We start from the raw sequence: 25896 nt of genomic DNA on the forward strand, positions 1-25896 counted from the left end.
ACGGCCCTGAAAGGCCATGGCTTCAATATCGGACGGCAGCCGGGACGGCCGCGGGCCCTCCTTACCGCGGGTCCTGGTCAGGCGGTAAAAAAGTCCTCGGTCTGCCGGGCGTTGCGCATGACCTCCGCCCGAAGCTCTTCCAGTGTATCAAATTTTCGCTCGCCGCGCAAGTAGTCATAGAACTCCACGCGGATGGTCTGGCCGTAGAGATCGCCGTCAAAGTGGAGGATGAAGCCCTCCACCGTCACCGCGTCCCCGTCGTCCACCGTGGGGCGGACCCCCACGTTGGTCACCGCCGGGCGGCTCTCCCCGTTGGCAAAGACCACCCGGGTGACGTACACCCCGTGGGCGGGCACCAGCACGCCGGAGGGGAAGTGGAGGTTCACCGTGGGGAACCCCAGGGTGGAGCCCAGCTTCTTGCCGTGGGACACCGTGTCGGTGAGGGTGTGGGGGTGGCCCAGGAAGCGGACGGCACGGGCCATCTCCCCCTGGGCGATGAGGGTGCGGATGTAGGTGGAGGAGACGGTGATGCCCTCCTGTTCCACCTTGGGCACTATGTCACAGCCGATGCCCAGCTCCTCACACAGCGCCTTCAGCTTTTGGGGATTGCCCTCCCCCTTGTAGCCGAAGTGGAAGTCGTGGCCCGCCACCAGGTGGACGGCCTTATGCTCCCCCACCAGAAGGCCGGTGACGAAGTCCTGCCAGGGGGTTTTCATCATCCGCTCGTCATAATGGCCGATGATGACGTCCTGGATGCCGTAATAGCGGCGCATCAAATCGGCCCGGTCGGCGGGAGTGGTGAGGAGCGGGACGGGGGATTTGAGAATAAGGGCGGAGGGGTGGGTGTCGAAGGTGAAGGCGGAGGGGACCGCCCCCAGCTCTTTGGCCCGCTGGGCACAGAGGGAGAGCAGGGCGCCATGGCCGGTGTGGACTCCGTCAAAGAAGCCCAGGGCGATGACCCTGCCCGTATCTTTCGTATTCAAAGGCTACACCTCGAAAAAGTTCTTGATGGTGGTGAGTTTTCCGGCCTCCACCCGGCCCAGGAGGAGAAAATCTCCCCGGAGGCCGTAGACCCGGTACTCCCCGGGCGCCGCCCCCTTGCGTGCGGGGGAGGCGCCGTGGCGGAGCCGCTCTTCCTGTTTGGCGTCCACCGTCAGGGCGGGCCGGTCCCGGAAGAGCTGGTCCACGGGGCGCAGAAGGGCGGCGGGGTCGGGGGCGTCGATGACCTGGGCCAGGGGCAGGGCGTCTGCTTCCAGGGAAAAGCCGCAGGCCTGGGTGCGGACAAGGGAGGACATGCACCCCCCGCAGCCCAGGGCCCGGCCGATGTCGTGGCAGAGGGTGCGGATATAAGTGCCCTTGGAGCAGCGCACCCGGAGGAGGAAGTCCCCCTCGGGAGAAAGGCCTGGCTCCAGGGTCAGGCTGTAGATGGTGACGGTCCGGGCCTTCCGCTCCACCTCCACCCCCTTCCGGGCCAGCTCGTAGAGCTTTTTGCCGTTGATTTTCACCGCCGAGTACATGGGCGGCACCTGCTGGAGCTCCCCCCGGAAGGGGGCCAGGGCGGCCTCCAGGGCTTCCTGGCTCACGTCGGCGGGGTTTGTCTCCAAGGCGTCCCCGGAGGTGTCCTGGGTGTTGGTCACCAGGCCCAGCCGGAGCCCCGCCAGGTATTCCTTTTCCCCGGTCTCGGCAAACTGCACCGCCCGGGTGGCCCGGCCCACAAAGACGGGCAGGACCCCGGTGGCCATGGGGTCCAGGGTACCGGCGTGGCCGATCCGTTTTTCATGGAAGGCCCCCCGCAGCTTGGCGCACACGTCCATACTGGTCCAGTCCTGGGGCTTGTCGATGATGATGATGCCGCTGGGCATGGCGTTACCTCACGTTTCTAGTATGTAGCGGGGACTCTCACAGGGGAGCTGTCCGGCGGAGGGGGTTAGGAGGCCCGCACCTGCTCAATGGCGGCGACGATGGCCCGCTTGGCGTCGGCGATGCCCCCCATCACAGTACAGCCGGAGGCCGCGGCGTGGCCGCCGCCCCCCAGCAGGGCACAGACGGTGGAGGCGTTCAGGTCGGCCCCCGTGCGCACCGAGAGCTTGCACTCGCCGGGCTGGATCTCCCGGATGGTGACGGCGGTGTGGACCCCTTCCAGCTGGCCCACGAAGGCGGCGATGTCCTCCACGTCCTCCTCCCGGGCGTTCAGCTCTTTCAAATCGGCCAGGGAGATGGCGGCCAGGGCGGTCTGCCCGTTGTCCCGCAGCTCCAGGGTCTCCATGATCCGGGCCTCGATCCGCAGGCGGGTGTAGCTCTTGGTGCGGAAGTGGCGTTTGTTGACCCAGGCGGCGTCGATGCCGGTCTCCATCAGCGCCGCCGCCACCCGGTGGGTGTTGGGGGAGGTGTTGGAGTACATGAAGCAGCCCGTGTCGGTGGCCACCGCCACATAGAGGGGCAGGGCGATCTCCTCCGACACCGGGAACCACTGGGTGATGACGTCGTAGAGAATTTCCCCGCAGGCCGCCCTGCTTGGGTCCACATAGTTGAGGGCGGCAAAGCCCTCGTTGGAGGGGTGGTGGTCGATGGACAGGTCCACCTTGCCCTTGTAACAGGCCTCACTGCCGGTAAAGAGGCCCTCACTGGCGATGTCCACGGACACCAGGGTTTCCGGTACGTAGTCCGCCGGGGCCAGCACGCCCTCCAGATAGGGGTCGAAGAGGGAGGTGGCGTCCTCGTTGGGGAGGACCCAGGCGGCCTTGCCCAGCTTGCGCAGGGCGCGGCACAGCCCCACGGCGCAGCCCAGGGTGTCCCCGTCGGGCCGTTTGTGGGTGAGGATGAGGTAGCCGTCCCGGGATTGGAGCCAGCGGGCGGTTTCTTGGACAGTCATGGCCATAGGGAGGCCCTCCTTATTTGTCGAGACTTTCGATGATCTCCAGGATGTGGGCGCCCTTGTCGATGGAGTCGTCCCGCAGGAAGGTGAGCTCCGGGGTGGCGCGCAGGGAGAGGGCGGCCCCCAGCTCCCGGCGGAGATAGCCGGCGGCGGACTTGAGGCCCTTGATGACCTGGTCCACGTCGCTCTTGTCCAGGACGCTGACGTGGACCTTGGCGTATTTCAGATCGGGGGTGGTCTCCACCGCAGTGATGGAGATGAGGCCGTGGACCCGGGGGTCCTTCACCGAGCGGATCAGCTCGGACAGGGTGCGCTGGATCTCCTCGTTGATGCGGCCGATACGGTTACTTGGCATAGCGGTTCTCCTGTTCTTTGGTACGTTGTACCGTTTGATTTTGAGTGATTGCACGTCGGGACGTGCGTAAATCTGGGGGACATTTCTTTTCCCGAGGAAAAGAAACGCCGCCCCAGGCCCCCAAAGAAAAGTCTTTTGGTGCAGCCTTGCACGCAGTTTCCCTTTTCAGTAGGAGGTCTACTGCTCATTGATAGGGGGAAAAGCACGGGAGCGTCTGTGCGACCCGTGGTCCCCCTTGCGCCGCTCGGCCGCTGACCTGTTCTTGACTGAAGGCTGGTCTTTAGCCTTCCCCTCGGGGGAAGGTGGCAGCCCGAAGGGCTGACGGATGAGGGGAACGGCGGAAAACACGAAAGGCTCTGCTAAAGCGATAAGTTCCCCTCATCAGTCTCGCTACGCTCGACAGCTTCCCCCAGGGGAAGCCTAAGATCTGCCGAACCCCGGACCCGTTACGGAGTAAGGGGCCGGGGTCATCCTACGTCCGTAAGAACAGCCCCGGGGGATGAATCCAAACAAGGGGGCCAAGGCCCCCTTGGCTGGTCGTTGAGAAGGGGTTTTGGGGGAGAGAATCGAAACTCTCCCCCAAGCGTCTTTTCTGGGGGCTGGGGGCCGCAGCGTTAAGAAAATGTGCCTGTGGCACATTTTTAGCGGAGGCTGCCCGGCTATGCCGGGCAGGTCTCTCTTCTTGAAACTGGAAAAGATGGTCCCCCAAACGCACCCACGCGGGTGGCCCGCGCAGTCAAAAGATGACGTTAATCTGTAAGTCCCAAGAGATAATCGGAGGACACTCCATAGTGTTCACAAATCAGCACTAATTTTTCAAGGGTGGTGGTTTTCTTGCCGTTTTCCATATCGCTGATTTGGGGTGTGGAAACCTGAAGGATTGCGGCCAAGACGTTTTGGTTCTCGCCGCTGGCCTTTCTTACCTCCCGCAAGCGCAGGCCAAACTCTTTTTTGTTTAGCATATTGACCCCCTTGACAAATTAACTTATTGTTATATAATTGAATTAACAAAAAGCTAAACGAGGTGTTTTATATGGACGATTTGACCCGTGTCCTCTGCGACTACGCCTACGATAATCTCATGGAAGGCAGTTATGGCGTTCGCTCCCGTAGCATCCGGCGGGAAAACCAATTCCAGGCGGAACGGCGGCTGGACCAGCTCTGCGCCGCCCATCCTGAGCTTCGGGAAGAACTGGAGAATATGTTGGAAGAGCTGTCCGTGGCGGCGGGAGAGGACATGGACGCCGCGTTCGCCTGCGGCCTCAAAGTGGGCCTTGCCCTCCGATAGAAAGCAGAAAGGGGCGGGCGATACGCCCGCCCCTACGGCTTTGCTTTAAACCTCGATCTGCTGCACCGCAGCGTGAAGCAAATGCGCCAGTGGCGCATTTGTAGCGTAGGCCGGGTGGCTATGCCACCCGGGGCTCTCCTGCGGGGGAGGTATCACACCTCGATCTGCTGCACCGCAGCGTGAAGCAAATGCGCCAGTGGCGCATTTGCAGCGTAGGCCGGGTGGCTGTGCCACCCGGGGCTCTCCTGCGGGGGAGGTATCACACCTCGATCTGCTGCATCTCAAAGGCCTCGATGATATCGCCGACCTTGATGTCGGAATACTTCTCGATGCCGATGCCGCACTCGTAGCCCTGGGCCACTTCCTTCTGGTCGTCCTTAAACCGCCGCAGAGAGGCGATGGCCCCCTCGTGGACCACGATGCCGTCCCGCACCAGACGGATTTGGGCGTTGCGGGTGACCCGGCCGGAGGTGACGTAGCAGCCGGCAATGATGCCGGCCCCGGTGATCTTGTAGACCTCCCGGACCTCCACGGTGCCCAGCTCCACTTCCTTGAACTTGGGGGAGAGCATCCCCTTCATGGCCGCCTCGATCTCGTCGATGCAGTCGTAGATGACCCGGTACATCCGCATATCCACGTGGTCCCGGGCGGCGGAGATCTTGGCGTTGGAGTCGGGCCGGACGTTGAAGCCCACGATGATGGCGCCGGAGGTGGAGGCCAGCATCACGTCGCTTTCGTTGATGGCGCCCACGGCGCAGTGGATGACCCGCACCCGGACCTCCTCGTTGGAGATCTTCTCCAGGGAGGCCTTCACCGCCTCGGCGGAGCCCTGGACGTCGGCCTTGACGATGACGTTCAGGTTCTTGACCTCACCCTGCTGGATCTGGCTGAACAGATCCTCCAGGGTGACCTTGCCCAGGGCGCTGGAAGAGGCCATCTTCTGGTCGTGCTTGCGCTGCTCGGCCAGCTCACGGGCCATGCGCTCGTCGGCCACGGCGTGGAAGTCGTCGCCCGCCTGGGGCACCTCGGCCATGCCGATGATCTCCACGGGGACGGAGGGGCCGGCGTGCTCCAGGGTCTCGCCCTGGGCGTTCTGCATGGCCCGGACACGGCCCACGGCGGTGCCGGCGATGATGACGTCGCCCTGGTTGAGGGTGCCGTTCTGCACCAGGAGGGTGGCCACGGGGCCCCGGCCCTTGTCCAGCCGGGCCTCGATGACGGCGCCGTGGGCGGAGCGGTTGGGGTTGGCCTTCAGCTCCCGCATCTCGGCGGTGAGAGTGACCATCTCCAACAGGTTATCCACGCCCTCGCCGGTCTTGGCGGAGATGGGGCAGATGATGGTCTCGCCGCCCCAGTCCTCGGCCACCAGCTCATACTCGGTGAGCTGCTGCTTGATGCGCTCGGGGTTGGCCTCGGGCTTATCCATCTTGTTGATGGCCACGATGATGGGGATCTCGGCGGCCTTGGCGTGGTTGATGGACTCGATGGTCTGGGGCATGATGCCGTCGTCGGCGGCCACCACCAGGATGGCCACGTCGGTGATCATGGCGCCCCGGGCCCGCATGGCGGTAAAGGCCTCGTGGCCCGGCGTGTCCAGGAAGGTAATGGGCTTGCCCTTCACCTCCACCTGATAGGCGCCGATGTGCTGGGTGATTCCGCCGGCCTCCCGGTCCACCACGTGGGCGCTGCGGATATAGTCGAGCAAAGAGGTCTTGCCGTGATCCACGTGGCCCATGACCACCACCACGGGGGCGCGGTCGATGAGGTCCTCGGCCTTGTCCTCGGCGGTGTCGATGAGCTTCTCCTCGATGGTGACGATGACTTCCTTCTCCACCTTGCAGCCCATCTCCTCAGCGATGATGGCGGCGGTGTCGAAATCAATGACGTCGGACATGGAGGCCATGATGCCGTTCTTCATGAGGGTCTTGACCACCTCGGCACCGGTCTTTTTCATCCGGGAGGCCAGTTCGTTGACGGCGATCTCGTCGGGGATCATGACCTTCAGGGGGGTCTTTTTGGCGATCTCCAGCTGGAGCCGGCGCATCCGGTCCTGCTCCTCCTGGCGGCGCTTGTTGCCCTGGAAGCCGCCGCCCCGGCGCTGGTTATTGTTGCGGCCCTGGAACTTCTGCTTGCCCGCCTGCATCTGGGTGGTCTTGGTGGAGGCGATCTTCTCCAGCCGCTCGTCGTATTTCTCCAGGTTCACGGCGCCGCCCTTGCGGGTGTCCACCAGCTTTTTCTCGGGGACACGGGTGGCGGGGCGCTGGACCTGGGCGGCGGGCTGAGCCTGACCGCCCTGCTGGGGCCTGGCCCCCTGCTGCTGGGGCTTGCCCTGGGCGGGGGCGGCCGCCTTGGGCGCCGCGGGGGCGCTGGGGGCGGGAGCCGGAGCGGGCTTGGGCTCGTGATAGACGTCGGCAAAGACGCTCTCGATGCTCTCCACCTGATGGTGCTGGGTCAGATACTCAAAGATGAGGGAGAGCTCCCGGTCCTCAAGGGCCTGCATGTGGTTCTTGGGGGCCGTGGCGTACTGGGTGAGGATATCCGCGATCTCCTTGGAGTTCTTTCCGAAATCTTTGGCTACTTCATGGACACGATACTTGTTATTCAGCAAATGAGCCACCTCCATGTGGGGGCTTGTGCCAACGAGAAAAGGGGAGAGGGTTCTCCCCCTTTCTGATTGGAACAAGCCCGGTTCCTAATTCTCTTCCAACGTTCATGATCTGCGTTCCTTGGGCGGGGGCGCCCAGGGCTTGTGCTGCCTGGCCTCAATGGCCTTTTCCTTGCTTTTGCGCTCCTTCTGGCGGCGGTAGGTCTTTTCCGCCTTGTGGTCCAGCCGCCCCGCGGCTTCGCCGTACTGCTCGGGGTCGGCCTGGGCCAGCTTCTTGGCCGTGGAGGCGGCGAAGCCCACCTCGGTAAGGGCCATCACCGCGCAGCTGGCCCGGCCCACGGCCCCGCCCAGCTCCGGCTTGGAGAAGGGGGACACCAGACAGGGGCAGTTGCCGATCTCCCCCAGGCTCTTGGCCCGGCGGATGGTGTTCTCGGCGGCGTCGGAGGCCAGAAGGATGAGCTTAGCGTTATGGGTGCGGGCGGCGATGGAGACCGGCTCCTCGCCCACCTCCACCCGGCCCGCTTTCCGGGCCAGGCCGATGAGGCCCAGCAGGGAGTTATCCATCTTTGTCACCCGCTTCCATCTGGGCTTCCAGCGCCGCCCACACCTCGTCGGGCAGGGGGGCGGAGAAGGCCCGCTCCAGGGCCCGGGATTTGCGGGCCCGCTTCAGGCAGGCGGGGTCGGGACACACGTAAGCGCCCCGGCCGGGCTTCTTGCCTTTGAAATCCAGGGAGACCTCCCCTTCCGGAGAGCGGACCACCCGGATCAGCTCAGGTTTGGGCCTGTGTTCCCGGCAGCCCACACACTGGCGCAGGGGAATTTTTTTCGGCATGGGGGAAACCTCCCTTCAAATGATCTGTATTGGCCTTCCCCTCGGGGGAAGGTGCCCCCGGAGGGGGCGGATGAGGGGAATGGCGCGATATGGGAAAGGCTCTGCGCATCCGATAAGCTCCCCTCATCAGTCTCGCTGCGCTCGCCAGCTTCAACGACTTCGCATGCATCAAGTGGCCCTAAGCGATCGCTAAGGGCCACTAGACCCCAAGGGAAGCCTTATTCTTCAGAAGCGGCCTCTTCGGCCTCCTCGGGCTCCTCGTCCAGGATGAGGTCCTCCTCCGGCTCGGGGTCCTCGGGGGCGCTCTCGGGCTTGATGTCGATCTTGTAGCCGGTGAGCTTGGCGGCCAGGCGGGCGTTCTGCCCCTCCTTGCCGATGGCCAGGGAGAGCTGGTCGTCGGGGACTACCACCCGGCAGTTCTTGCCGTCGTCCAGGGTGGTGACCGAGATCACGTCGGCGGGGGCCAGGGCGGCGGCCACATACTCCGCCGGGTCCTCGGACCACTTGATGATATCCACCTTCTCGCCCTTGAGCTCGGCCACGATGTTGTTCACCCGCTGGCCCTTGGGGCCCACGCAGGCGCCGATGGGGTCCACGTTGGGGTCGGCGGACCACACCGCCAGCTTGGTGCGGCTGCCCGCCTCCCGGGCGATGGACTTGACCTCCACGGTGCCGTCGTAGATCTCGGGCACCTCCAGCTCGAAGAGCCGCTTGACGAGACCGGGGTGGGTGCGGGAGATGAGGACCTGGGGGCCCCGGGTGGAGCGGCGGACCTCCACCACGTAGACCTTGAGGCGCATCCCCTCCACGTAGCTCTCTCCCCGGACCTGCTCACTGGGGGCCAGATAGGCCTCGGTAAACTCGCTGCCCGAGGAGATGCGCAGGGAGGCGCCCCCGGTGCGGGGGTCGATGCGGGTGACGAGGCCGGTGAGGATCTCGTGCTCCTTGGAGGTGAACTCGTCGAAGATCATGCCCCGCTCGGCCTCCCGCATCCCCTGGATGATGACCTGCCGGGCGGTCTGGGCGGCGATGCGGCCGAAGTCCCGGGTCTTGACCTCGATGGAGACCACGTCCCCCAGCATGGCCCGGGGCAGCTTGGCCTGGGCCTCTTCCAGGCTGATCTCGGTGGCGGGATTGTCCACGGTCTCCACCACGTCTTTTTTGATATACATGCGCACGGTGCCCTTTTCGGGGTCGGCGTCCACCACGATGTTGTCCCCGGCGTCCTCGTGGTCCTTCTTGTAGGCGGAGACCAGGGCCAGGGTGATCTTCTCCATCATATAGCCCTTGGGGATGCCCTTTTCCTTCTCAATGAGCTCGATGGCGGTGAAGAACTCGGGGGCGTCCAGCTCGTTGGTCTTCTGGGCCTTCTGATTTTTCTTCGGCATGATACTTAGTCTCCTTTATCCATCAAACGCGCACGTACAGCCGTACCTGCGCTATGTCTTTTTTCAAAAAGGTTTTCTCCCCGGCAGGGGCGGAGATGCTCACGTCCCCGTCGGCGTAGGCGGTGAGGGTGCCCACCCACTCCTTCCGGCCCTCCTCGGCCCGGTAGAGGCGTACCTCCACCTCGCTGCCCAGGCAGGCGGCGAAGTGCTCCGGCTTTTTGAGGGCCCGGTCCGCCCCGGCGGAGGAGACCTCAAAGGTGTAGCTGCCCGGAATGGGGTCGGCCGCGTCCAGCACCGGGTCCACGGCGTGGTCGATGGCCACGCAGTCGTCGATGGACACGCCGCCGGCTTTGTCGATATAGAGCCGCAGGTACCAGACCCCGGCCTCCTTGACGTACTCCACGTCCCAGAGGGTGCAGCCGTTCTCCTCCACAATGGGCTGGGCCAACGCCTGAACCACTTCGGTCACTTTCGCCATTCGGACTTCAAACCCCTCTTTCCAATCAAAAAGAGTGAGGAACAAACCTCACTCTCACCATACTTACACTACTATCATAGGGAGTATACCACGAAAATGCTTCCAATGCAAGATTATTTGCGAAAATCAATGGTTGCGCCGGGGAAAAGTTTCTCTTGTTCCTGTCGAAAAAGCAGATATAATAGAAGAAAAGAGCGTGAGAGGGGTGGGGGATATGCGACGGCTGCTGGCGCTGGTATTGACCGCCGGCCTGCTGGCGGGCTCCGCGGGGGCCGTCTGGAGCGACGCCGGGGGCCACTGGGCCGGGGAGGCTCTGGAGCGGGCGGGGAGCCGGGGGTGGCTCTCCGGCTACGAGGACGGCACGGTCCGGCCCGACGACGCCCTGACCTGGGGGCACTATCTGACCATGCTGGGCCGGGCCTTCTGGCCCGACGCCCTGGCCCAGACGCCCCCCGAGGCGGAGGGCGGCCACTGGGCCTCCGGCGCCCGGGCGGCGGCGGAGGGAGCCGGGGTGCTGGAGGGCCTGGACGCCGGTGACCTGGACGCTCCCCTGACCCGGCAGGAGGCGGCCGTCCTGCTGTACGCCGCCCTGTCCGGCGTGGGCGGGGTCTCCGACCTGGAAGGGGCCCAGCCGGCATTCACCGACTGGGACAGTGTGCCGGAGCCCTGCCGGGCCGCCGTGGCCCAGATGGCGGGCCGGGGCCTGCTGGGGGGCTACGAGGACGGCTCCTTCCGGGGAGAGAACCCCCTCACCCGGGCGGAGGGGACGGTGCTGCTGGACCGGCTGGCCCAATTCCTGGACGCCTGGGCGGAGGAGCACGCCGGAACCCTGGAGGAGCCGGAGGAACCGATCCCCGCGGAGGGAGAGGCCCCCGCCGCCCCCTCCGGCGATCCGGCCCTCCGGGCGCTGGGGGAGAACGACGCCAAGCTCGTCCGCCTCTACGGGACGGCGGAGCGCAGGCGATATGACAATGAGGAGGAGGCGGCCGGGCACATGGCCCAGGTGACCGTGCCGGTGTGGAAGCTGGACAAGGCCACCGGCATCAAGACCACGGGACACCTGACCTTTACCGTCCACGAGGCCATCGTGGACGACATGACCGCCATCTTTACGGAGATCTACATGGACCCCGAGCAGTTCCCCATCTACGAGATCGGCGGCTACGACTGGCGGGGGGACAGCGCCAAGGGGGAGCACAACTGCGGCACGGCGGTGGATATCAACGCCGGGGAAAACTACCAGGTCTACGCCAGCGGGGCCGTGGGGGCGGGGAAGTACTGGAAGCCGGGGGAGGACCCCTGGTCCATCCCGGAAAACGGCAGCGTGGTGCGGACCTTCAACGCCTACGGCTATTCCTGGGGGGGCAACGCCTGGCCCACCAACAAGGACTATATGCACTTTTCCTATCTGGGCGTTTAAGCGCGCGGGAAAGGGACGCTTTCGAAAAGAGAAACCGTCCGGGATCGAAGTTTCCTTCGATCCCGGACGGTTTTTTATTGATGGGTGATCAGTCGTCCAGCTCCGCCATGGCTTTGGCGGCGGCGATGGCCTTTTCCTGGGCGGCGGGGGGCGCCTCCTCGTAGCGCACGAAGTGGAAGGTGAAGGAGCCCCGGCCCTGGGTCATGGACCTGAGGTCGATGGCGTAGCGGCCCATCTCGGCCATGGGGACCTCGGCGGAGATGACCTGGTCGCCGTCCCCGGCGGGGTCCATGCCCAGCACGCGGCCCCGGCGCTTGTTCAGGTCGCCGATGACGTCGCCCATGTAGCTGTCGGGCACGGTGACCTTCAGCTCCCCGATGGGCTCCAGCAGGGTGGGGGAGGCGTCGGGCATACCGGCCTTGTAGGCCAGCTGGGTGGCGGTCTTGAAGGCCATTTCGGAGGAGTCCACCGGGTGGTAGGACCCGTCGAAGAGGGTGGCCTTCAGGTTGACCACGGGATAGCCCGCCAGCACGCCGTGCTGGACCGCCTCCCGCATCCCCTTTTCCACGGCGGGGAAGTAGTTTTTGGGCACGGCGCCGCCCACCACGGCCTCGCAGAACTCCAGCTCCTCGCTCTCGCCGGGCTCGAAGCGCATCCACACGTCGCCGAACTGGCCGTGGCCGCCGGTCTGCTTCTTGTGGCGGCCTTGGACCTCCACCTTTTTGCGGATCTTCTCCCGGTAGGCCACCCGGGGCTCGGAGAGCTCGGCGTCCACGCCGAAGCGGTTCTTCAGCCGGGAGAGGATCACGTCCATCTGCATGTCGCCGGTGCCGGAAACCACCATCTGCCGGGTCTCGGCGTTGTTGACCCAGTGGAAGGTCTGGTCCTCCTCCTCCAGGCGGGTGAGGCCGGCGGCGATCTTGTCCTCCTGGCCCTTGGTCTTGGGAGAGATGGCCACGGAGTAGCAGGGCTCGGGGAAGGGGATGGGCTCCAGCTTCACCACCTTGCGGGGGTCGCAGAGGGTGTCGCCGGTCTTGAGCTTATCCATCTTGGTGACGGCGCCGATGTCGCCGCACTGCAGCTCCTTGACCTCCTCAGCCTTCTTGCCCCGCATCTGATAGAGACGGCCCAGCTTTTCCGGCTCGCCGGTGCGGGCGTTCACGATGGGCATATCGGGCTTCAGGCTGCCGGAGAGGACCTTGAGGTAGGAGTACTTGCCGTACTGGTCGGAGACGGTCTTCCACACGAAGGCGGTGGGCAGGGCGCCGGGGGCGGCCACGAACTCGTCCAACTCCCCGTCGGCGTTCTCGCCCATCAGGGGGCGGCCCTCCACGGGGTTGGGCAGCAGCTCGATGATGGCATCCAGCAGCATCCGGGTGCCCAGGCCGGACAGGGCGGAGCCGCACAGCACCGGGAACAGGGACAGGTCCCGCACGCCGGCCCGAAGGCCCTGGACCATCTCGGCGTAGGTGAAGTCCTCGCCGCCGAAGTATTTGTCCATCATGGCCTCACTGGTCTCGGCCACCGACTCCTTCAGGGAGTCGTAGAGCTCGTCCAGGACGGCCTTTTTGTCCTCGGGCACGTCGATCTCCAGCCGCTCCCCCTTGGGACCGGCCTCAAAGGCCCGCTTATGGAGGACGTCGATGATGCCGATGACCTTTTTATCCGCGTCCCAAATGGGGGCCACCAGGGGGGCGATGTTCTTGCCGAAGCGGTCCCGGAGGGTGGCGAAGGCGGCGTTGTAGTCGGAGTTCTCCTCGTCGGTCTTGGACACGTAGAGGATGCGGGGGATCTTCCGCTCGGCGCAGAATTTCCACGCCTTCTCGGCGCCCACGCTCATGCCCGACTTGGCCGAGCAGACGATGATGGCGGCGTCGGCGGCCTGGAGGGCCTCCATCACCTCGCCGGAGAAGTCGAAGTAGCCCGGGGTGTCCAGTACGTTGATCTTACAGCCGTTGTACTCCACGGGGAGGATGGAGGTGGAGATGGAGATCTGGCGCTTGATCTCTTCGGGGTCGTAATCGCTGACGGTGTTGCCGTCGGGCACGGAGCCCAGGCGGATGGAGCCGCCGGCGAGATAAAGCATACTTTCCGCCAGGGACGTCTTTCCGTTGCCACCGTGCCCCAGCAGGCAGACGTTGCGGATGTTTTGCGCGGAATAGCTCATTTGATTCCTCTCCTTACGTTTTGGGATGCAGCTCACAGTGGGGAGCCGGGAAACGAAAACACTGTTCTTGTTGATTATAACGCAAACCGGCCGCTCTGACAACTGAAATTTGAGAAAAATGCACAGCGGAGAGGCAAAGAAAAAAGCAGCGGTTTTAACCGCTGCTTTTTATGGCGTATTTGGGTCGGCCTCCGCCGGAGTGACCGTCCCGGCAGTCAGGTCCGCCAGATAAGAAGTGAGGGCCTCCCCCTGCAGGCAGGTCACGGGATAGATGTGGTCCGTCTGGGTCTCACCGCAGGTGAGGACGGCTGTCTCCCCCTCCGGCAGGGTGAGGGTAAGGGTCCGGGCGGTGCGGTCGTAGACGGGGGCCGGGTCGGAGAGGGCGTCGGGGAAAAGCTCGGCGGCACAGAGGTCCAGGACCTCTTTCTGAACGTCGGGGAAGCTGTAAAAGGTGACGGCCTGACGCTGCTCCGGCTGGACGGCAGGCTCGGCGGAATCCTCCGGGGGGAGGGCGTCTTGGTCGGCCTGGGCCATGTCATTGGAGGCGCCCGGAAGGCCGTTGGCGGGAGCCACACCCAACTCGGGGCTGAGGCTTTCGACGGGAATGGGGGCGCTGCGGAATTGCATGGCGGGGGTGGGGACCGGAGTAGGGGAGACCGCCTTGTAGGCGGCGGAGCCGGCTCCGCCGCCGCAGGTGGCGTCCGCCTGGACGGGGGCGGCGGTTTCCTCCGGAACGGCGGACTCAGCCCCATTGTCTTCCAGCGCGCTGAACGCCTGGACACTCTGCTCGGCGCTTTCCGGAGTGCCCTCGCCGGCATCCGCCGGCGCGGCGGCCCCGGAGCGGCCGGCGGCGGTCATGGCCATCGCCGTGTCCGCCGAGGGGGCGGAGGTGTTGCCGCCCGCCATCCAGGGGCGGAGGGCTCCCGCGCCCACCAGGATCACGGCCAGCACGGCCGCGGTGGCCAGCCATTGGTTCCGGCGCCTGGCCCGGGCCTTGGCCTCACCGGGGACAAAAGGGATTGTGTTGTCCGCCCGCACGGCTTCCATGACGCGCCCGGCCAGATCCGGGGGAGGCGCCACAGGGGGCAGGGCGGCCACGGCGGCGTGAAGGGCGGAGAGCTCCTCCGCCAGGGCGCGGCAGTCCGGACAGCCGGCCAGATGCTCCTCCAGCCGGGTATTCTCCTCGGGGGAGAGCGCCCCGTCCAGCCGGGCGCTGATCAGCTCCAGATATTCGTCGCAGTTTGACACGGGTCACCCTCCTCTCTCGTTTGGTTCCAGCCTTTGGACGGCGGTCGGCCGGAAAAGTTCCCGCTTTTTATAAATCATATCAGAGGATTTACAAAAATGTGACGGCTCCCGCCACGGCGGGCCAGGCACATGGGAGGAAAAACTTAAAAATTATTTTTTTTCAGAAAATCCCGCAGGGACAGCCGGGCCCGGGCGATGCGGGATTTGACGGTCCCCTCCTCCAGGTCCAAACACTGGGCGATCTCCTGGTAGCTGAGCCCCTCCAGCTCCCGCAGCAGAAGGACCTGCCGGTGGTCGGGGGAGAGGGCGTCCAGCCCTTTCTGCACCGCTTCCCGGGCCTCCTGCCGCTCCAACTGCCGCTCCGGGGACCAGCGGTCGTCGGGGACCTCGGCCTGCCGCTCCTCGTCGCCGCTCTCCACCGTCATGGACAGGGTCCCCCGCCGCTTCTCCCGGCGGAGGAAGTCGATGCAGGCGTTGGAGGTGAGGCGGTAGAGCCAGGTGGAAAAGGCGCTCTGGCCGCCGAACCGGGCCAGGCCCCGCCAGGCGTTGAGGAAGGCCTCCTGGGTGAGATCGGCGGCATCGTCGGGACTGCCCGTCATGCGGTAGGCCAGGTTGTACACCATGGCCTGGTTGGCCTCCACCAGCTGGGCGAAGGCGTCCTGGTCGCCCGACTGGGCGGCCTGGATGAGGGCTTGTTCTGTCACCGGTTCTCACCTGCCTTTTGGGTTGGGATGGTTTTTGGGGGGGAAATTCCCGCCTTCCGGCGGGGACGGGAGCAGGGGGGCGCCCTGCGGGGCCCAAACCCATTTCTTTTGTCTTGCCAAAAGAAACAGTTTTGGATGCCAAAGAAAAGCGCCGAGTAAATATAAAACTGATGACTTCTAACGACCGGCGCTCACGTCTGTCAACTCCGTCTCCTCTTAGTGCCGCTGCCGCTGGGTACTGCTGTACAGCCAGCGTTTGCAACTCATTGGCGCGCCTGGGTGGGGGAGGTTTGGAGGGGGCAAAGAGGCGGCGTCAGTCCTCCGGGTCCTTTAAGTCCCGCTTGATGCCCTCGGTGATGCGGTAGACCTGTTCCAGGGTCTCCACCTTGCAGAGCTGTTCCTTATAATACCCCGCGTAGGGGACGCCCTTGAGGTACCAGGCGTAGTGCTTGCGGGCCTCCAGGCAGGCAATGTGCTCGCCCTTGTGCTCCGCCGCCAGCTCGATCTGGCGGACGGCCGTGTCGCACCGCTGGGCCAGCGGGGGGCGGGGCGGAATGGGGGTGCCTGCCAGGGCGGCGGCGCACTGCTGGAAGAGCCAGGGGTTGCCGAAGGCCCCCCGGCCGATCATGGCCATGTCGCAGCCGGTGCGCTGGAGAATTTTTACGGCGTCCTCCGGGGCGAAAATGTCCCCGTTGGCGATGACCGGGATGGAGACGGCCTCTTTGACCTGCCGGATGCCCTCCCAGTCGGCGCGGCCGGAGTACATCTGCACCTTGGTGCGGCCGTGGACGGCGATGGCGGAGGCCCCCGCGTCCTCCAGCCGCCTGGCCAGCTCCACGCAGTTGATGTGGCCCTTGTCCCAGCCCAGCCGGATCTTTACGGTGACGGGGGCACCCGCCGCCCCCCGGACGGCGGCGGCGGTGACCCGGGCGGCGCGCTCCGGGTCCCGGGCCAGACCGGAGCCGTCCCCGTTGTTGCACACCTTGGGCACGGGACAGCCCATGTTGATGTCGATGATGTCCGCCCCCGAAAGGCGGAGGGCTTTGGCGGCGGCCCGCTCCATGCTCTCCTCGTCGCTTCCAAAGAGCTGGACGGCGGCGGGGTGCTCCCCCCGGCCCAGGCTCAGGAGAGGGAGGCTCTTCTGGTCCTGATAGCACAGGGCCTTGGCCGACACCATCTCGGTGACGGTATAACCCGCCCCCAGCTCCCGGCAGATGGTCCGGAAGGCCAGATCGGTGACCCCGGCCATGGGGGCCAGGGCCAGGGGGGAGGGGATGGTAACATTGCCGATGTTCACGTCAGTGTCTCCTGTTTCCGTAATTTGCTCCATTTTAGCACGATTGCGGACATTTGACAATCGGAAAGGCGGAGCCCCTCCGCCGGATCTGCCCGGCTTCCCCGTCCCATCCGTTCCCCTCCCCCTATTTCGGCAAACAATTTCCAATATCTGGAGTATACTGTCATCGAAATGGGTAAATATGGAAACCCTGTACATAGGAGGAGACTGTGATGGCGGTAAAATGGAAAACCAAGGCGGCCCAGGTGGGGGAGGAACTGGGACAGACCGGCCGGGTGGTGCTTCGGGCCCCGGCCCTGGCCCGGGGGGCGGAGTGCCTCATGCGCTTCATGCTGGGGGCGGTGCTGGCCGGAGGGGAGATCTTCGGCGGGTACGCCCCCTTTGGGATCGGGCTGGTGGCCTGCTCCGGCTCGGGGATGGACGGGCTGTGCGCCCTGCTGGGGGCCTGCCTGGGGTATCTCACCTTCCGGGGCTTCGTGGAGGGGCTGCGCTACGCCGCCGCCTGTGTGCTGGTGTTTTCGGTGGCCTTTGCCTTTTATGATGTGCGGCTTTATCAAAAGACCTGGTTCATGCCTTTGGTGGCGGCGGCAATGGACGCCGTCACTGGTTTTGTCTACCTGTCGGACGCCCGCTGGCGGCCGGCCCAGGTGGTCTTTTTCGCCACGGAGATCCTGCTGGCGGGGGCGTCGGCTTACTTCTACCGCACGGCCTTCTCCCCCTGGACCCAGAAGCGGGAGGACAGCGCCCTGACCACCCGGCAGACGGTGAGCCTGTTCCTCCTCCTGGGCACCCTTCTGGTGGCCCTGGCGGGCATCACCTTCTGGGGGGACCTGTCCATCGGGCGGCTGGCGGCCGCCCTGCTGGTCATGGCGGTGGCCCACGAGGGGGGGCTGGGCCTGGGGGCCGCCACCGGGGTGGCCGCGGGCCTGGGCATGGACCTGGCCGCCGGAGGCGCCCCCTTCTATACCATGGCCTACGGCTTTTCCGGCCTCCTCACCGGGGCGGGGTGGAAGCAGGGGCGGCTTTTTGGGGCCCTCACCTATGTGGTCACCAACGCCGTGGCGGTGCTGTGGACCTGGGACGCTGCCCAGCGGGTGTCCAGCCTCTACGAGGTGTTCATCGCCTCCGTCCTCTTTCTCCTGCTGCCCCAAAAGCTGACGCGCAGGCTCTCCGCCCTACTGACCCGGGAGGGGAAGCAGGACACCGCCCGCCGGGCGGCGGCCTATGTGCGGGACAAGCTCTCGGCCACCGCCGGGGCCTTTCGGACGGTGTGCGAGGGCCTGCGCTCGGCCTTCCCGCCCCAGGGGCCCAACGACGGCGACGTCTCCTCGGTCTTTGACCGCACCGCCGAGCGGGTCTGCCAGCGGTGCGCCCTGCGGAACACCTGCTGGGAGCACGACTATGTCAGCACCTATAACGCCCTCAACGACGCCTTGCCCACCATGCTGGAGCGGGGGCGGGGGGAGGCGGGGGATTTCCCCGGCTGGTTCGCCAGCCGGTGCCTCCAGTTCCCAGCCTTCCTGCGGACCGCCAATGAGGAGGTCACCGCCCTCCTCTACCGGCGGCAGTACCAGAACCGGGTCCGGGAAAACCGGGGAGCGGTGTGCCGGCAGTACGAGGCCCTGGCCGACGTCCTCTCCACCGCCGCCGTGGAGCTCTCCGCCGAGCTGACCCCCGACCCCCTTCGGGAAAAACGGCTGCGCCAGCACCTCACCGCCCTGGGGCTGGAGGGGGAGACGGCGGTCTACTATGACGAGCTGGGCCATCTCCGTGCCGAGGTGGCCGGGGACGGACTGGAGGTCCTGCGGGAGGCGGCGGAGCTGCGCAAGCTCTCCGACCTGATGGGCCTGCCCCTCCGGTTGGCGGAGGAGGATACGGCGGACCGGGTGACCTTCCTCCAGGCGGAACCCCTGATGGCGGTGGCCGGCCTGGCCGCCCGGCGGAAGGAAGGGCAGACCGAGAGCGGGGACACGGGAACCTGGTTCAAACGCTCCGACGGCAGCCTCTTCGTCCTCCTCTGTGACGGCATGGGCAGCGGGGCCGCCGCCCAGCGGGAGAGCGCCCTGGCTGTGCGGCTCCTGGAGGAGTTCCTCCGGGCGGGGCTGGAGGCCGCCGCCGCCCTGCGGACGGTGAACTCCGCCCTGGCCCTCCGCAACGAGGAGACGGGGGCCTTCACCACGGTGGATCTGCTGCGGCTGGACCTCTTTACCGGCGGGGGAGAGGTGTGCAAGTACGGGGCCGCCCCCACCTATGTGAAGCGTTCCGGCGTGGTGAGCCGGATCACCGGCGCCGCCCTCCCCGCCGGTCTGGTGGACGGGGACGGGGTGGGGCCCGACGTCACCGGCCTGGCCCTGGGCCCAGGAGACTGCGTCCTCCTCCTCAGCGACGGCGTGGCCGACGCCTCTGACGACCAGTGGGTGCGGGACATGCTGGCCCAGTTTGACGGGGTGAGTCCCAAGGAGCTGGCCCGGGACATTATGGCCGAGAGCGAGAAACGGGTGGGGGCCGCCGACGACCGCACGGCGGTGGTCATCCGGATCGGCAGACGGTGAGAGAATGAAAAAGGCCCGGCGTCCAACGGACGCCGGGCCTTTTTATTAGAAATGCCGCGGGGTGAGGGGATCAGTCCTCGTACTTGCAGTGGAAGCGCTTCTCGAACTCCTCGATCAGGCCGGCCCGGAAGTCGGGATGGGTGATCTTGATGAGGTTCTTGGCGCGGTTGCGCAGGGTCTCGCCCTTCAGGTGGGCGATGCCGAACTCGGTGATGACGTAGTCCACGTCGTTACGGCAGGTGGTGACGGCGGCGCCGTGATCCAGGAAGGGAACGATCTTGGAGACGGTGCCCTTGGCGGCGGTGGAGGGGCAGGCCATGATGGACACGCCGCCCTTGGAGGCGGAGGCGCCGCGGACGAAGTCGACCTGGCCGCCGGTGCCGGAGATCTGGCGCAGGCCCACGGACTCGGAGGCCACCTGGCCCATCAGGTCCACCTGCACGCAGGAGTTGATGGAGATCAGGTTATCGTTCTGAGCGATGACGAAGGGGTTGTTGACGTAGTCCACCGGCTGCATCTCCACGTTGGGGTTCTTGTTGACGAAGTCGTAGAGCCGCTTGGTGCCCATGAGGAAGGTGACCACGAACTTGCCGGGCTTCAGGGTCTTTTTGGCGTTGGTGATGACGCCGGCGTCCACCAGCTCCACCACGCCGTCGGAGAACATCTCGGAGTGGATGCCCAGATCCTTCTTGTCCTTCAGGAACAGCAGGACGGCGTCGGGGATGGCGCCGATGCCCAGCTGGAGGGTGGCGCCGTCGGGGATCAGGGAGGCGCAGTGCTCGCCGATGGCCCGCTCGGTGTCGCCGATCTTGGGGGCGCCCAGCTCGATGAGGGGCTCATCATGCTCCACGAAAGCGTCGATGTCGGTGGCGGGAATGACGGTGGCGCCGTAAGTAAAGGGCATGGAGGGGTTGACCTGGGCGATGACGGTCTTGGCGCACTTCACAGCCTCGGCGGTGTAGTCGCAGGACACGCCCATGGAGACGTTGCCGTCCTCGTCGGGAGGGGTGACGTTGATGAGGGCCACGTCCACGGGCAGGGTGCTGTGGAACAGGCGGGGGATTTCAAAGAAGAAGCAGGGGGTGAAGTCGCCCTGACCGCTCTCCACGGCCTTCCGGGTGGAAGCGCCCACGAAGAGGGAATTATGATGGAAGTGCTCGGCCATCTCAGGGGCGCAGTAAGCGCCCTTGCCCATGGCTACCATGTGGACGATCTCCACGTCCTTGTAGGCGTCGGCGTTCTCCACCATCTTGTCCACCAGGTAGATGGGCTCGCCGCAGGCGTGCTCGATGACGACCCGGTCACCGGACTTGATCAGCTTGACAGCCTCCTCGGCGGTGGTGGTATGCTCCTTGTAGTAGGTTTTCCAATCCATAATACGTTGGGCCCCTTTCCTATTATTTTACTCTGGCATTATAGCAGAAGTTGGAGCGGTTGGCAACGTCCTTACGGATGGTTGCGGCCCATCAGGGCACGGGCCTGAGCCAGCAGCTCCTCGCTGACCTGCTGCACCAGCACCACGTCCTTGATGTCGGGAAGGGCACCCTTCAGCTCCTCGGCCACCACCTCTTCGGTGGTGAGATAGGCGGAGGGGCAGTTGGAACAGTGGCCAAGGAACTGGAAGCGGTAGATCCCATCCTCAAAGCTCAGGGACTTGATCTCACCGCCGTGGTCCCGCAGATGGGGCCGCACGTTCTGGTCCAATACCTTCTCGATGTCTTCCATTGTCGTTGCCATGTGGATTCACTCCGTTTCGTTTGTCGATGGCTCCATTATAATGCCTCGGGCCGCCCTCCGCAAATGTATTTTATTTGCAGAAAGCGGCCCGAAGCGATTTAGTTCAGTTCACTCTTAGGCGATGGCCGCCTGAAAATGATTACTCCTTGATGTGGGCGATGGCCTTGGCCAGCTCCTTCTTGTGGGCCAGGTTGCCCTGACGGGAGATCATGATGCGCTGAGCCTGGGGAGAGCCGGCGCCGTGCATGGACTCGGTGCGGTAGCCGACGGCGGCGGTGCCCAGGGACAGGTTCTCGATCAGGCGCAGGATGCGCAGACGGTTCTCGGTGGTGACGGAGGCGACGCCGCGCAGATACTTGTCGATGACGGGGCCCAGCTTGGGATCCCGGAAATCGGCCTCGGAGGGGGCGGTGACCATCAGGCCGCCGGCAATGTCCTCGGCCAGACGGACGATCTCATAGGGGAAGCGGGTGACGTTCTGCTTACAGACGTTGGCCAGCAGAAGGTCGATGAGGTAGTTGCCGCTCTCGGTGGGCTGGCCCATGGCGGAGCAGGCAATGCCGCAGCAGAACAGGGTCTCGTTGAGGTGGGTCATCTCGATGAGCTTATCCTTCACGTGGCTGGCCTTGTTGGCGCCGTTGTAGTCGGCGGCAACGGCGGCGGCGCCGATGAGGACGTCGCCCACGCCGACCTTACAGCCGCCGTAGCTCTGGCGGTGATAACCGGCGAAGCGCTCCACCAGCATGCCGGCGAACTCGGTCTCGCCGTTGAGGAAGATGCGGTCGTTGGGCACGAAAACGTTGTCGAAAATGGTCAGAGCCTCGACGCCGCCGAACTCGCTGTTGCCCACGTCCATCTCGCTGCCCTCGCGCTTGCGGGTGTCGCAGCTCTGACGGCCGATGATCATGTACAGGCCCTTGGTGTCCAGGGGCACGGCGAAGGAAATGGCGTAGTCCTTGTCATCGGGCCCCATGGACTGGGTGGGCATCACGATGACTTCGTGACTGTTGAGGATGCCGGTCTGGTGAGCCTTGGCACCGCGGACCACCACGCCGTCGGGACGGCGCTCGACCACGTGCAGGAACAGGTCGGGATCGGCCTGGGCGTGGGGGGCCAGGGAGCGGTCACCCTTGGTATCGGTCATGGCGCCGTCCACGGTCAGGTCGTTGTCCTGGCAGTAGGTCATGAACTTGCGGAAGTTCTCATGATAGTTGGTGCCATGGGCCTTGTCGCACTCGTAAGTGGTGGAGAACACGGCGTTGAAAGCGTCCATGCCCACGCAGCGCTGGAAGCAGGCGGCGGTCTTCTGGCCGCACAGACGCTGCATCTTGACCTTGTTCATCAGGTCCTCAGTGGACTGATGGATGTGGGTGAAACGGTTGACCCGCTTGCCGGTGTAGGGGGAGATGGCGGTCATAAGATCCTGATACTCGGGCATCTGAGCCAGATCGTAGGTCATACGAACGGAGTTCAGAGAGGGGCGGAGGATGGGATCGTCGACAGGATTCTCCACTTTCTTGCCGAACATGTAGATCTCCATTTTGATCTTGCGGATACTTTCGATGTACTGCTCACCAGTCATGAGTGCCATTTTCGATCATCCTTTCTTTACTTCACGATAAAAAGTTTGCACTTGCTTACATCACGATATTGAGTTTCTGTATTTGTTCCGGCGTCCGCCGGATCTCAACTTTGGGAGAAAAGTTGGCGCAGGGATTAATCCTGGATGCCAACGGGCTCCTCTGCCGCGGCCTTCTTGCCGGAGTAGAAGTACAGCAGGAAGTGGAGGATCAGACCGACGGCCAGGCCCCAGGCAGCGCCCTGGATGGCCAGCACGGCGCCCATGACGCCGCAGATGCCGCGGTCAATGTCGCCCTCGCACATCTCCATAGCCAGACGGGTGCAGATGAAGCCCTGGACCAGCACGGTCAGAGACAGGGCGACAGGCAGCACGGGCTGGAGCAGGGAGGAGATGGGCATGAGGGACACGGCCACAAAGGTGGACCAACGGAAGGTGCCGGCGCCGGAATAGAAAGATTCCATGGCCTGGGGGCCTTCCTCGTACCGCTGAGCCACAGCGGCGGTGACAGCCGCCCACAGGGGGCCGCACATCTGGGTGTAGGGGCAGCACAGGGACATGGCCACGTTACGGATGCCGCTGATGAGGTTGGAGCGGTTGGCGTCGAACTCCAGGACCTCGTCGGGACGGGCCACGTCGGCGTGGTGGAGCAGGGCCTCGGAGGTGACGAAGTCACCGAAGGCGATGATGTACACCACGATAGCCGTGGGGATGGCGGCGATAAAGGTAGCCGCGCTGGGGAAGCCAATGCCGAAGGGGGTCAACTGCTGAAAGATGTTGCCGAACTCGGGGATCTTGAACAGGGGCCACCACTCCACGGTGGGGATGGCGATCTCGCCGGCGATGGGGCCAACGATGACGGCGATGATGATGGCGGGAAGCATGCCGAACTTACCAAGCAGGTTGACGACCTTGTTCTTCTTGCGGAAGTAGGCGAACTGGGGGCTGAACAGGCAGAAGTAAGCCACCAGCAGGCCGATGGTGACGGCGACGGGATAGATGTGGAACCGGCCGCCCTCTTTGAACTCGCCGATGACGGAGGCAAGGCCGCCGCCCATCAGCACACCGGCCTTCACGGAGTTGGGCACGATGTCGATGACCTTGGAGCCGATGCCGGTGATGCCGAACACCAGGAAGATGATACCGACTTCCATCTGCAGGGCGATCAGGGCGTGGGTGCGGTCAGGGCCGATGGCGTAGCCGTCGGTCAGGAACGCGGTGACGATGGGGATGGCCGGGGTGATCCAGCCGGGAACCACGGGGTCGCCCAGAAGGACGTGCATGTTGTAGAAGAAGCCGTTGATGATGACCATGGACAGGGCCACGCCGTACTCCACACCGAGGACCTCGGTGAGGACAGGGATGGCGCCCAGACAGGTCGCGCACATAAACAGGGCTTGCAGCATCTCAGGGACAGACCATGCGTAGTGGACGAAGGGAAGCCGGATCTTAAAGACGCCGACTTTCCAGCAGGGCTGGACTTCGCCGTACTTGCGGTAGCGGCTGTGCGAAATTTTCTCGTTTGCCATTGGTTGAAGACCACCTTTCTCCAGTTGTTGGGGCTTTGCGTAACTCCTTTGTCCGCGGCTGCCCAGCAAAGGGCCGACGTCTCCCACCGTCCCGCGGCTTTGACACGTCTATTTTATATGCAAGGAACGTGCCAACTTGTACAACAAATTGATTGGGAAAGACGGAAACCACTGGGCTGGAACGGAAAGCAAAAATTGTAAAAAATAGTTTGCGGGGGCAAAGAAAAAAGAAAGGGGCCGCTTTTGTTGCAATAGTGCAACAAAAGCGGCCCCGATCACGACCACAGAAAGGGTATTTGCGGATTTGATAAATGTTGCAAAATTGCAACGTGGTGCGAAACTGCAACGGTTACATTTGGCTGATTTCCTCCTCCAGCGCCCGCTGGGTGTATTTCCTGCGTTTTCGGACAAAGGTAGAGGGGTCCATCATCAGGCTGGCGGCGGCCTGGCGGACGTTCCCGTACTTGGCGTAAGCCCGGTTGATGGCCTTCAGCTCCAGAGTCTCCATCTCCTGCCGCAGGTCCATGGGCTGGTCCAGGTCGGCCTCGGGAAGGCCCCCGGGGGTCCAGCTGCCCCGGAAGGGGAGGTCGGAGGGGCGGATGAGGTCGTCCCGGCTCATGATGACCATCCGCTCCACCAGGTTCCGAAGCTCCCGGACGTTGCCGGGCCAGTCGTAGTCCAGAAGGGCCTGGAGGGCGGCGGGGGTGAACTGTTTGTTCAGGTTGTATTTCTTGTTGAGCTCATCCAGGAAGGCCCTGGTAAAGGGGAGGATGTCGTCCCGCCGGTCCCGGAGGGGCGGGATGGTGATGGGGACCACGTTGAGCCGGTAGTAAAGGTCCTCCCGGAAGGTCTTCTGCCGGACCATCTCCTCCAGGTCCCGGTTGGTGGCGGCCAGGATGCGCACGTTGATGGAGACGGGCTCGCTGCCGCCCACCCGGACCACCTGCTGCTCCTGGAGGACCCGCAGCAGCTTGACCTGCATGTCCAGGGGGAGCTCGCCGATCTCGTCCAGAAAGACGGTGCCCTTGTCCGCCAGCTCGAACAGGCCCAGCTTGCCCTCCTTGTTGGCACCGGTGAAGGCCCCCTTATCGTAGCCGAAGAGCTCGGACTCGATGAGGTTGGGGGGGATGGCGCCGCAGTTGACGGTGAGGAAGCGCTCCCCGTGCCGGGGGCTGGCCTTATAGATATATTTGGCGATCTGCTCCTTGCCCACGCCGGTCTCCCCCAGCAGCAGGACAGTGGCGTCCATGGCGGCTACCCGGTCCACCATGGCCAGCACCTCCAGCATCCGCTGGTCGGCGGCGATGAGCTCGGCGGAGTCCAACACTTGGCGGCGGACGAACTGGATCTCGGAGTAGTATTTCTGGGTCAGGGCCTCGGCGGCCTCATATTTCTCCTGCAGCTCATAGAAGTCGGTCATATCCCGGACGTTGGTAACCACCATGACGATCCGGTCCCCGTCGCCGAAAACGGGGGTGGAGGTGATGAGGGCCTTGCGGCCGGAGCGGAAGGTCTGCTCCAGAGAGGCGGGCTTCCGGGTGGACAGGGCGATGAGGGTGCCCGAGCGGTCGATGACACCGGCCTTCTCCAAGTCCCACATGTTCTGGCCCATGACCTCCTCCTCCTGGAGGCCGGAGATTTCCAGATAGGCCCGGTTGACCCGGATGGTGACGGCGTTCCCGTCGGTGATATAGATGCCGTCGTAGGAGCTTTCAATGATGACGTCCAGGCGGTCATAGGCCTCCTGAAGGCTGCCGAACATGCCTTTCCCATCGGTGCGGCGGTAATAGCTTGGCTGGCGGCTTGGCATAGCGCGCCTCCTTCCTTACATAATAAGGAGCC

Annotated in this window: 22 protein-coding genes; 3 read left to right on the forward strand and 19 right to left on the reverse strand. The window is 64.6% G+C overall.

What is annotated here, in order from left to right; all coding sequences use genetic code 11:
- Positions 1–77 precede the first annotated feature (77 nt).
- The 5 genes from ribF to AAEU42_RS01280 form a co-directional block, all read right to left on the reverse strand.
- Positions 78–983 carry a riboflavin biosynthesis protein RibF gene (gene ribF / locus AAEU42_RS01260; protein WP_342231703.1) on the reverse strand — a complete coding sequence of 302 codons (906 nt, stop codon included), beginning with the start codon at positions 981–983 and terminating at the stop codon, positions 78–80.
- 3 nt (positions 984–986) lie between these two features.
- Positions 987–1862: a tRNA pseudouridine(55) synthase TruB gene (truB, locus tag AAEU42_RS01265; RefSeq protein WP_342231704.1), complete on the reverse strand. Its 876-nt coding sequence runs from the start codon at positions 1860–1862 to the stop codon at positions 987–989.
- Positions 1863–1927: 65 nt separating this feature from the next.
- On the reverse strand, positions 1928–2878 hold the full coding sequence (locus AAEU42_RS01270) for a DHH family phosphoesterase (protein WP_342231705.1): 951 nt from the start codon (positions 2876–2878) through the stop codon (positions 1928–1930).
- Positions 2879–2891: 13 nt separating this feature from the next.
- Positions 2892–3230 (reverse strand): 30S ribosome-binding factor RbfA, encoded by a 339-nt coding sequence (gene rbfA, locus AAEU42_RS01275; RefSeq protein ID WP_342231706.1) that lies wholly within the window; start codon positions 3228–3230, stop codon positions 2892–2894.
- A gap of 749 nt (positions 3231–3979) precedes the next feature.
- Entirely contained in the window at positions 3980–4192 is a 213-nt protein-coding gene (locus AAEU42_RS01280) for a helix-turn-helix domain-containing protein (RefSeq protein WP_342231707.1), read from the reverse strand.
- A 71-nt stretch (positions 4193–4263) separates the two neighbouring features.
- Between AAEU42_RS01280 and AAEU42_RS01285 the strand changes: the two genes are divergently transcribed.
- Positions 4264–4518 carry a hypothetical protein gene (locus tag AAEU42_RS01285; RefSeq protein ID WP_342231708.1) on the forward strand — a complete coding sequence of 85 codons (255 nt, stop codon included), beginning with the start codon at positions 4264–4266 and terminating at the stop codon, positions 4516–4518.
- Between the two features lie 259 nt (positions 4519–4777).
- On the opposite strand, the gene infB is transcribed toward AAEU42_RS01285, so the two are convergent.
- The 5 genes from infB to AAEU42_RS01310 form a co-directional block, all read right to left on the reverse strand.
- Positions 4778–7141 carry a translation initiation factor IF-2 gene (gene infB / locus AAEU42_RS01290; protein ID WP_342231709.1) on the reverse strand — a complete coding sequence of 788 codons (2364 nt, stop codon included), beginning with the start codon at positions 7139–7141 and terminating at the stop codon, positions 4778–4780.
- An 87-nt stretch (positions 7142–7228) separates the two neighbouring features.
- Positions 7229–7687, reverse strand: coding sequence for a L7Ae/L30e/S12e/Gadd45 family ribosomal protein (locus AAEU42_RS01295; RefSeq protein WP_342231985.1), 459 nt, complete (start codon positions 7685–7687; stop codon positions 7229–7231).
- Positions 7680–7955, reverse strand: a complete 276-nt coding sequence (gene rnpM, locus AAEU42_RS01300; protein WP_342231710.1) for an RNase P modulator RnpM — start codon at positions 7953–7955, stop codon at positions 7680–7682. The genes AAEU42_RS01295 and rnpM overlap by 8 nt, the downstream gene beginning before the upstream one ends.
- Before the next feature lie 218 nt (positions 7956–8173).
- Positions 8174–9343 carry a transcription termination factor NusA gene (gene nusA, locus AAEU42_RS01305; RefSeq protein ID WP_342231711.1) on the reverse strand — a complete coding sequence of 390 codons (1170 nt, stop codon included), beginning with the start codon at positions 9341–9343 and terminating at the stop codon, positions 8174–8176.
- 22 nt (positions 9344–9365) lie between these two features.
- Positions 9366–9821: a ribosome maturation factor RimP gene (locus AAEU42_RS01310; RefSeq protein ID WP_342231712.1), complete on the reverse strand. Its 456-nt coding sequence runs from the start codon at positions 9819–9821 to the stop codon at positions 9366–9368.
- A 214-nt stretch (positions 9822–10035) separates the two neighbouring features.
- On the opposite strand from AAEU42_RS01310, the gene AAEU42_RS01315 reads away from it, so the two are divergent.
- Complete coding sequence (locus AAEU42_RS01315; protein WP_342231713.1) at positions 10036–11241, forward strand: S-layer homology domain-containing protein; 1206 nt, start codon at positions 10036–10038, stop codon at positions 11239–11241.
- A gap of 88 nt (positions 11242–11329) precedes the next feature.
- Here the strand turns inward: AAEU42_RS01315 and AAEU42_RS01320 are convergent, their stop codons facing one another.
- From AAEU42_RS01320 to dusB, 4 genes are all read right to left on the reverse strand, one after another.
- The gene (locus tag AAEU42_RS01320) at positions 11330–13408 is read right to left on the reverse strand and encodes an elongation factor G (RefSeq protein ID WP_342231714.1); all 2079 of its coding nucleotides are present in this window, start codon (positions 13406–13408) and stop codon (positions 11330–11332) included.
- 168 nt (positions 13409–13576) lie between these two features.
- Positions 13577–14656, reverse strand: a complete 1080-nt coding sequence (locus AAEU42_RS01325) for a zf-HC2 domain-containing protein (protein ID WP_342231715.1) — start codon at positions 14654–14656, stop codon at positions 13577–13579.
- Between the two features lie 143 nt (positions 14657–14799).
- Positions 14800–15360: an RNA polymerase sigma factor gene (locus tag AAEU42_RS01330; protein ID WP_342231716.1), complete on the reverse strand. Its 561-nt coding sequence runs from the start codon at positions 15358–15360 to the stop codon at positions 14800–14802.
- Between the two features lie 313 nt (positions 15361–15673).
- Positions 15674–16657, reverse strand: coding sequence for a tRNA dihydrouridine synthase DusB (gene dusB / locus AAEU42_RS01335; protein ID WP_342231717.1), 984 nt, complete (start codon positions 16655–16657; stop codon positions 15674–15676).
- A 212-nt stretch (positions 16658–16869) separates the two neighbouring features.
- Between dusB and AAEU42_RS01340 the strand changes: the two genes are divergently transcribed.
- Entirely contained in the window at positions 16870–19209 is a 2340-nt protein-coding gene (locus AAEU42_RS01340) for a SpoIIE family protein phosphatase (protein WP_342231718.1), read from the forward strand.
- Positions 19210–19279: 70 nt separating this feature from the next.
- On the opposite strand, the gene AAEU42_RS01345 is transcribed toward AAEU42_RS01340, so the two are convergent.
- From AAEU42_RS01345 to AAEU42_RS01365, 5 genes are all read right to left on the reverse strand, one after another.
- Positions 19280–20584, reverse strand: a complete 1305-nt coding sequence (locus tag AAEU42_RS01345) for an acetyl-CoA hydrolase/transferase family protein (protein WP_342231719.1) — start codon at positions 20582–20584, stop codon at positions 19280–19282.
- Between the two features lie 71 nt (positions 20585–20655).
- The gene (locus AAEU42_RS01350) at positions 20656–20946 is read right to left on the reverse strand and encodes a NifU family protein (protein WP_342231720.1); all 291 of its coding nucleotides are present in this window, start codon (positions 20944–20946) and stop codon (positions 20656–20658) included.
- A gap of 139 nt (positions 20947–21085) precedes the next feature.
- Positions 21086–22537 carry a 4-hydroxyphenylacetate 3-hydroxylase family protein gene (locus tag AAEU42_RS01355; protein WP_342231721.1) on the reverse strand — a complete coding sequence of 484 codons (1452 nt, stop codon included), beginning with the start codon at positions 22535–22537 and terminating at the stop codon, positions 21086–21088.
- A 125-nt stretch (positions 22538–22662) separates the two neighbouring features.
- Positions 22663–24054: a hypothetical protein gene (locus tag AAEU42_RS01360; protein WP_342231722.1), complete on the reverse strand. Its 1392-nt coding sequence runs from the start codon at positions 24052–24054 to the stop codon at positions 22663–22665.
- A gap of 349 nt (positions 24055–24403) precedes the next feature.
- A complete protein-coding gene (locus tag AAEU42_RS01365) occupies positions 24404–25864 on the reverse strand; it encodes a sigma-54 interaction domain-containing protein (RefSeq protein ID WP_342231723.1) in 1461 nt (486 codons plus the stop codon).
- Between the last annotated feature and the right edge of the window lie 32 nt (positions 25865–25896).

This window comes from Pseudoflavonifractor phocaeensis (genome assembly GCF_038439875.1).
Lineage (GTDB): Bacteria > Bacillota > Clostridia > Oscillospirales > Oscillospiraceae > Vermiculatibacterium.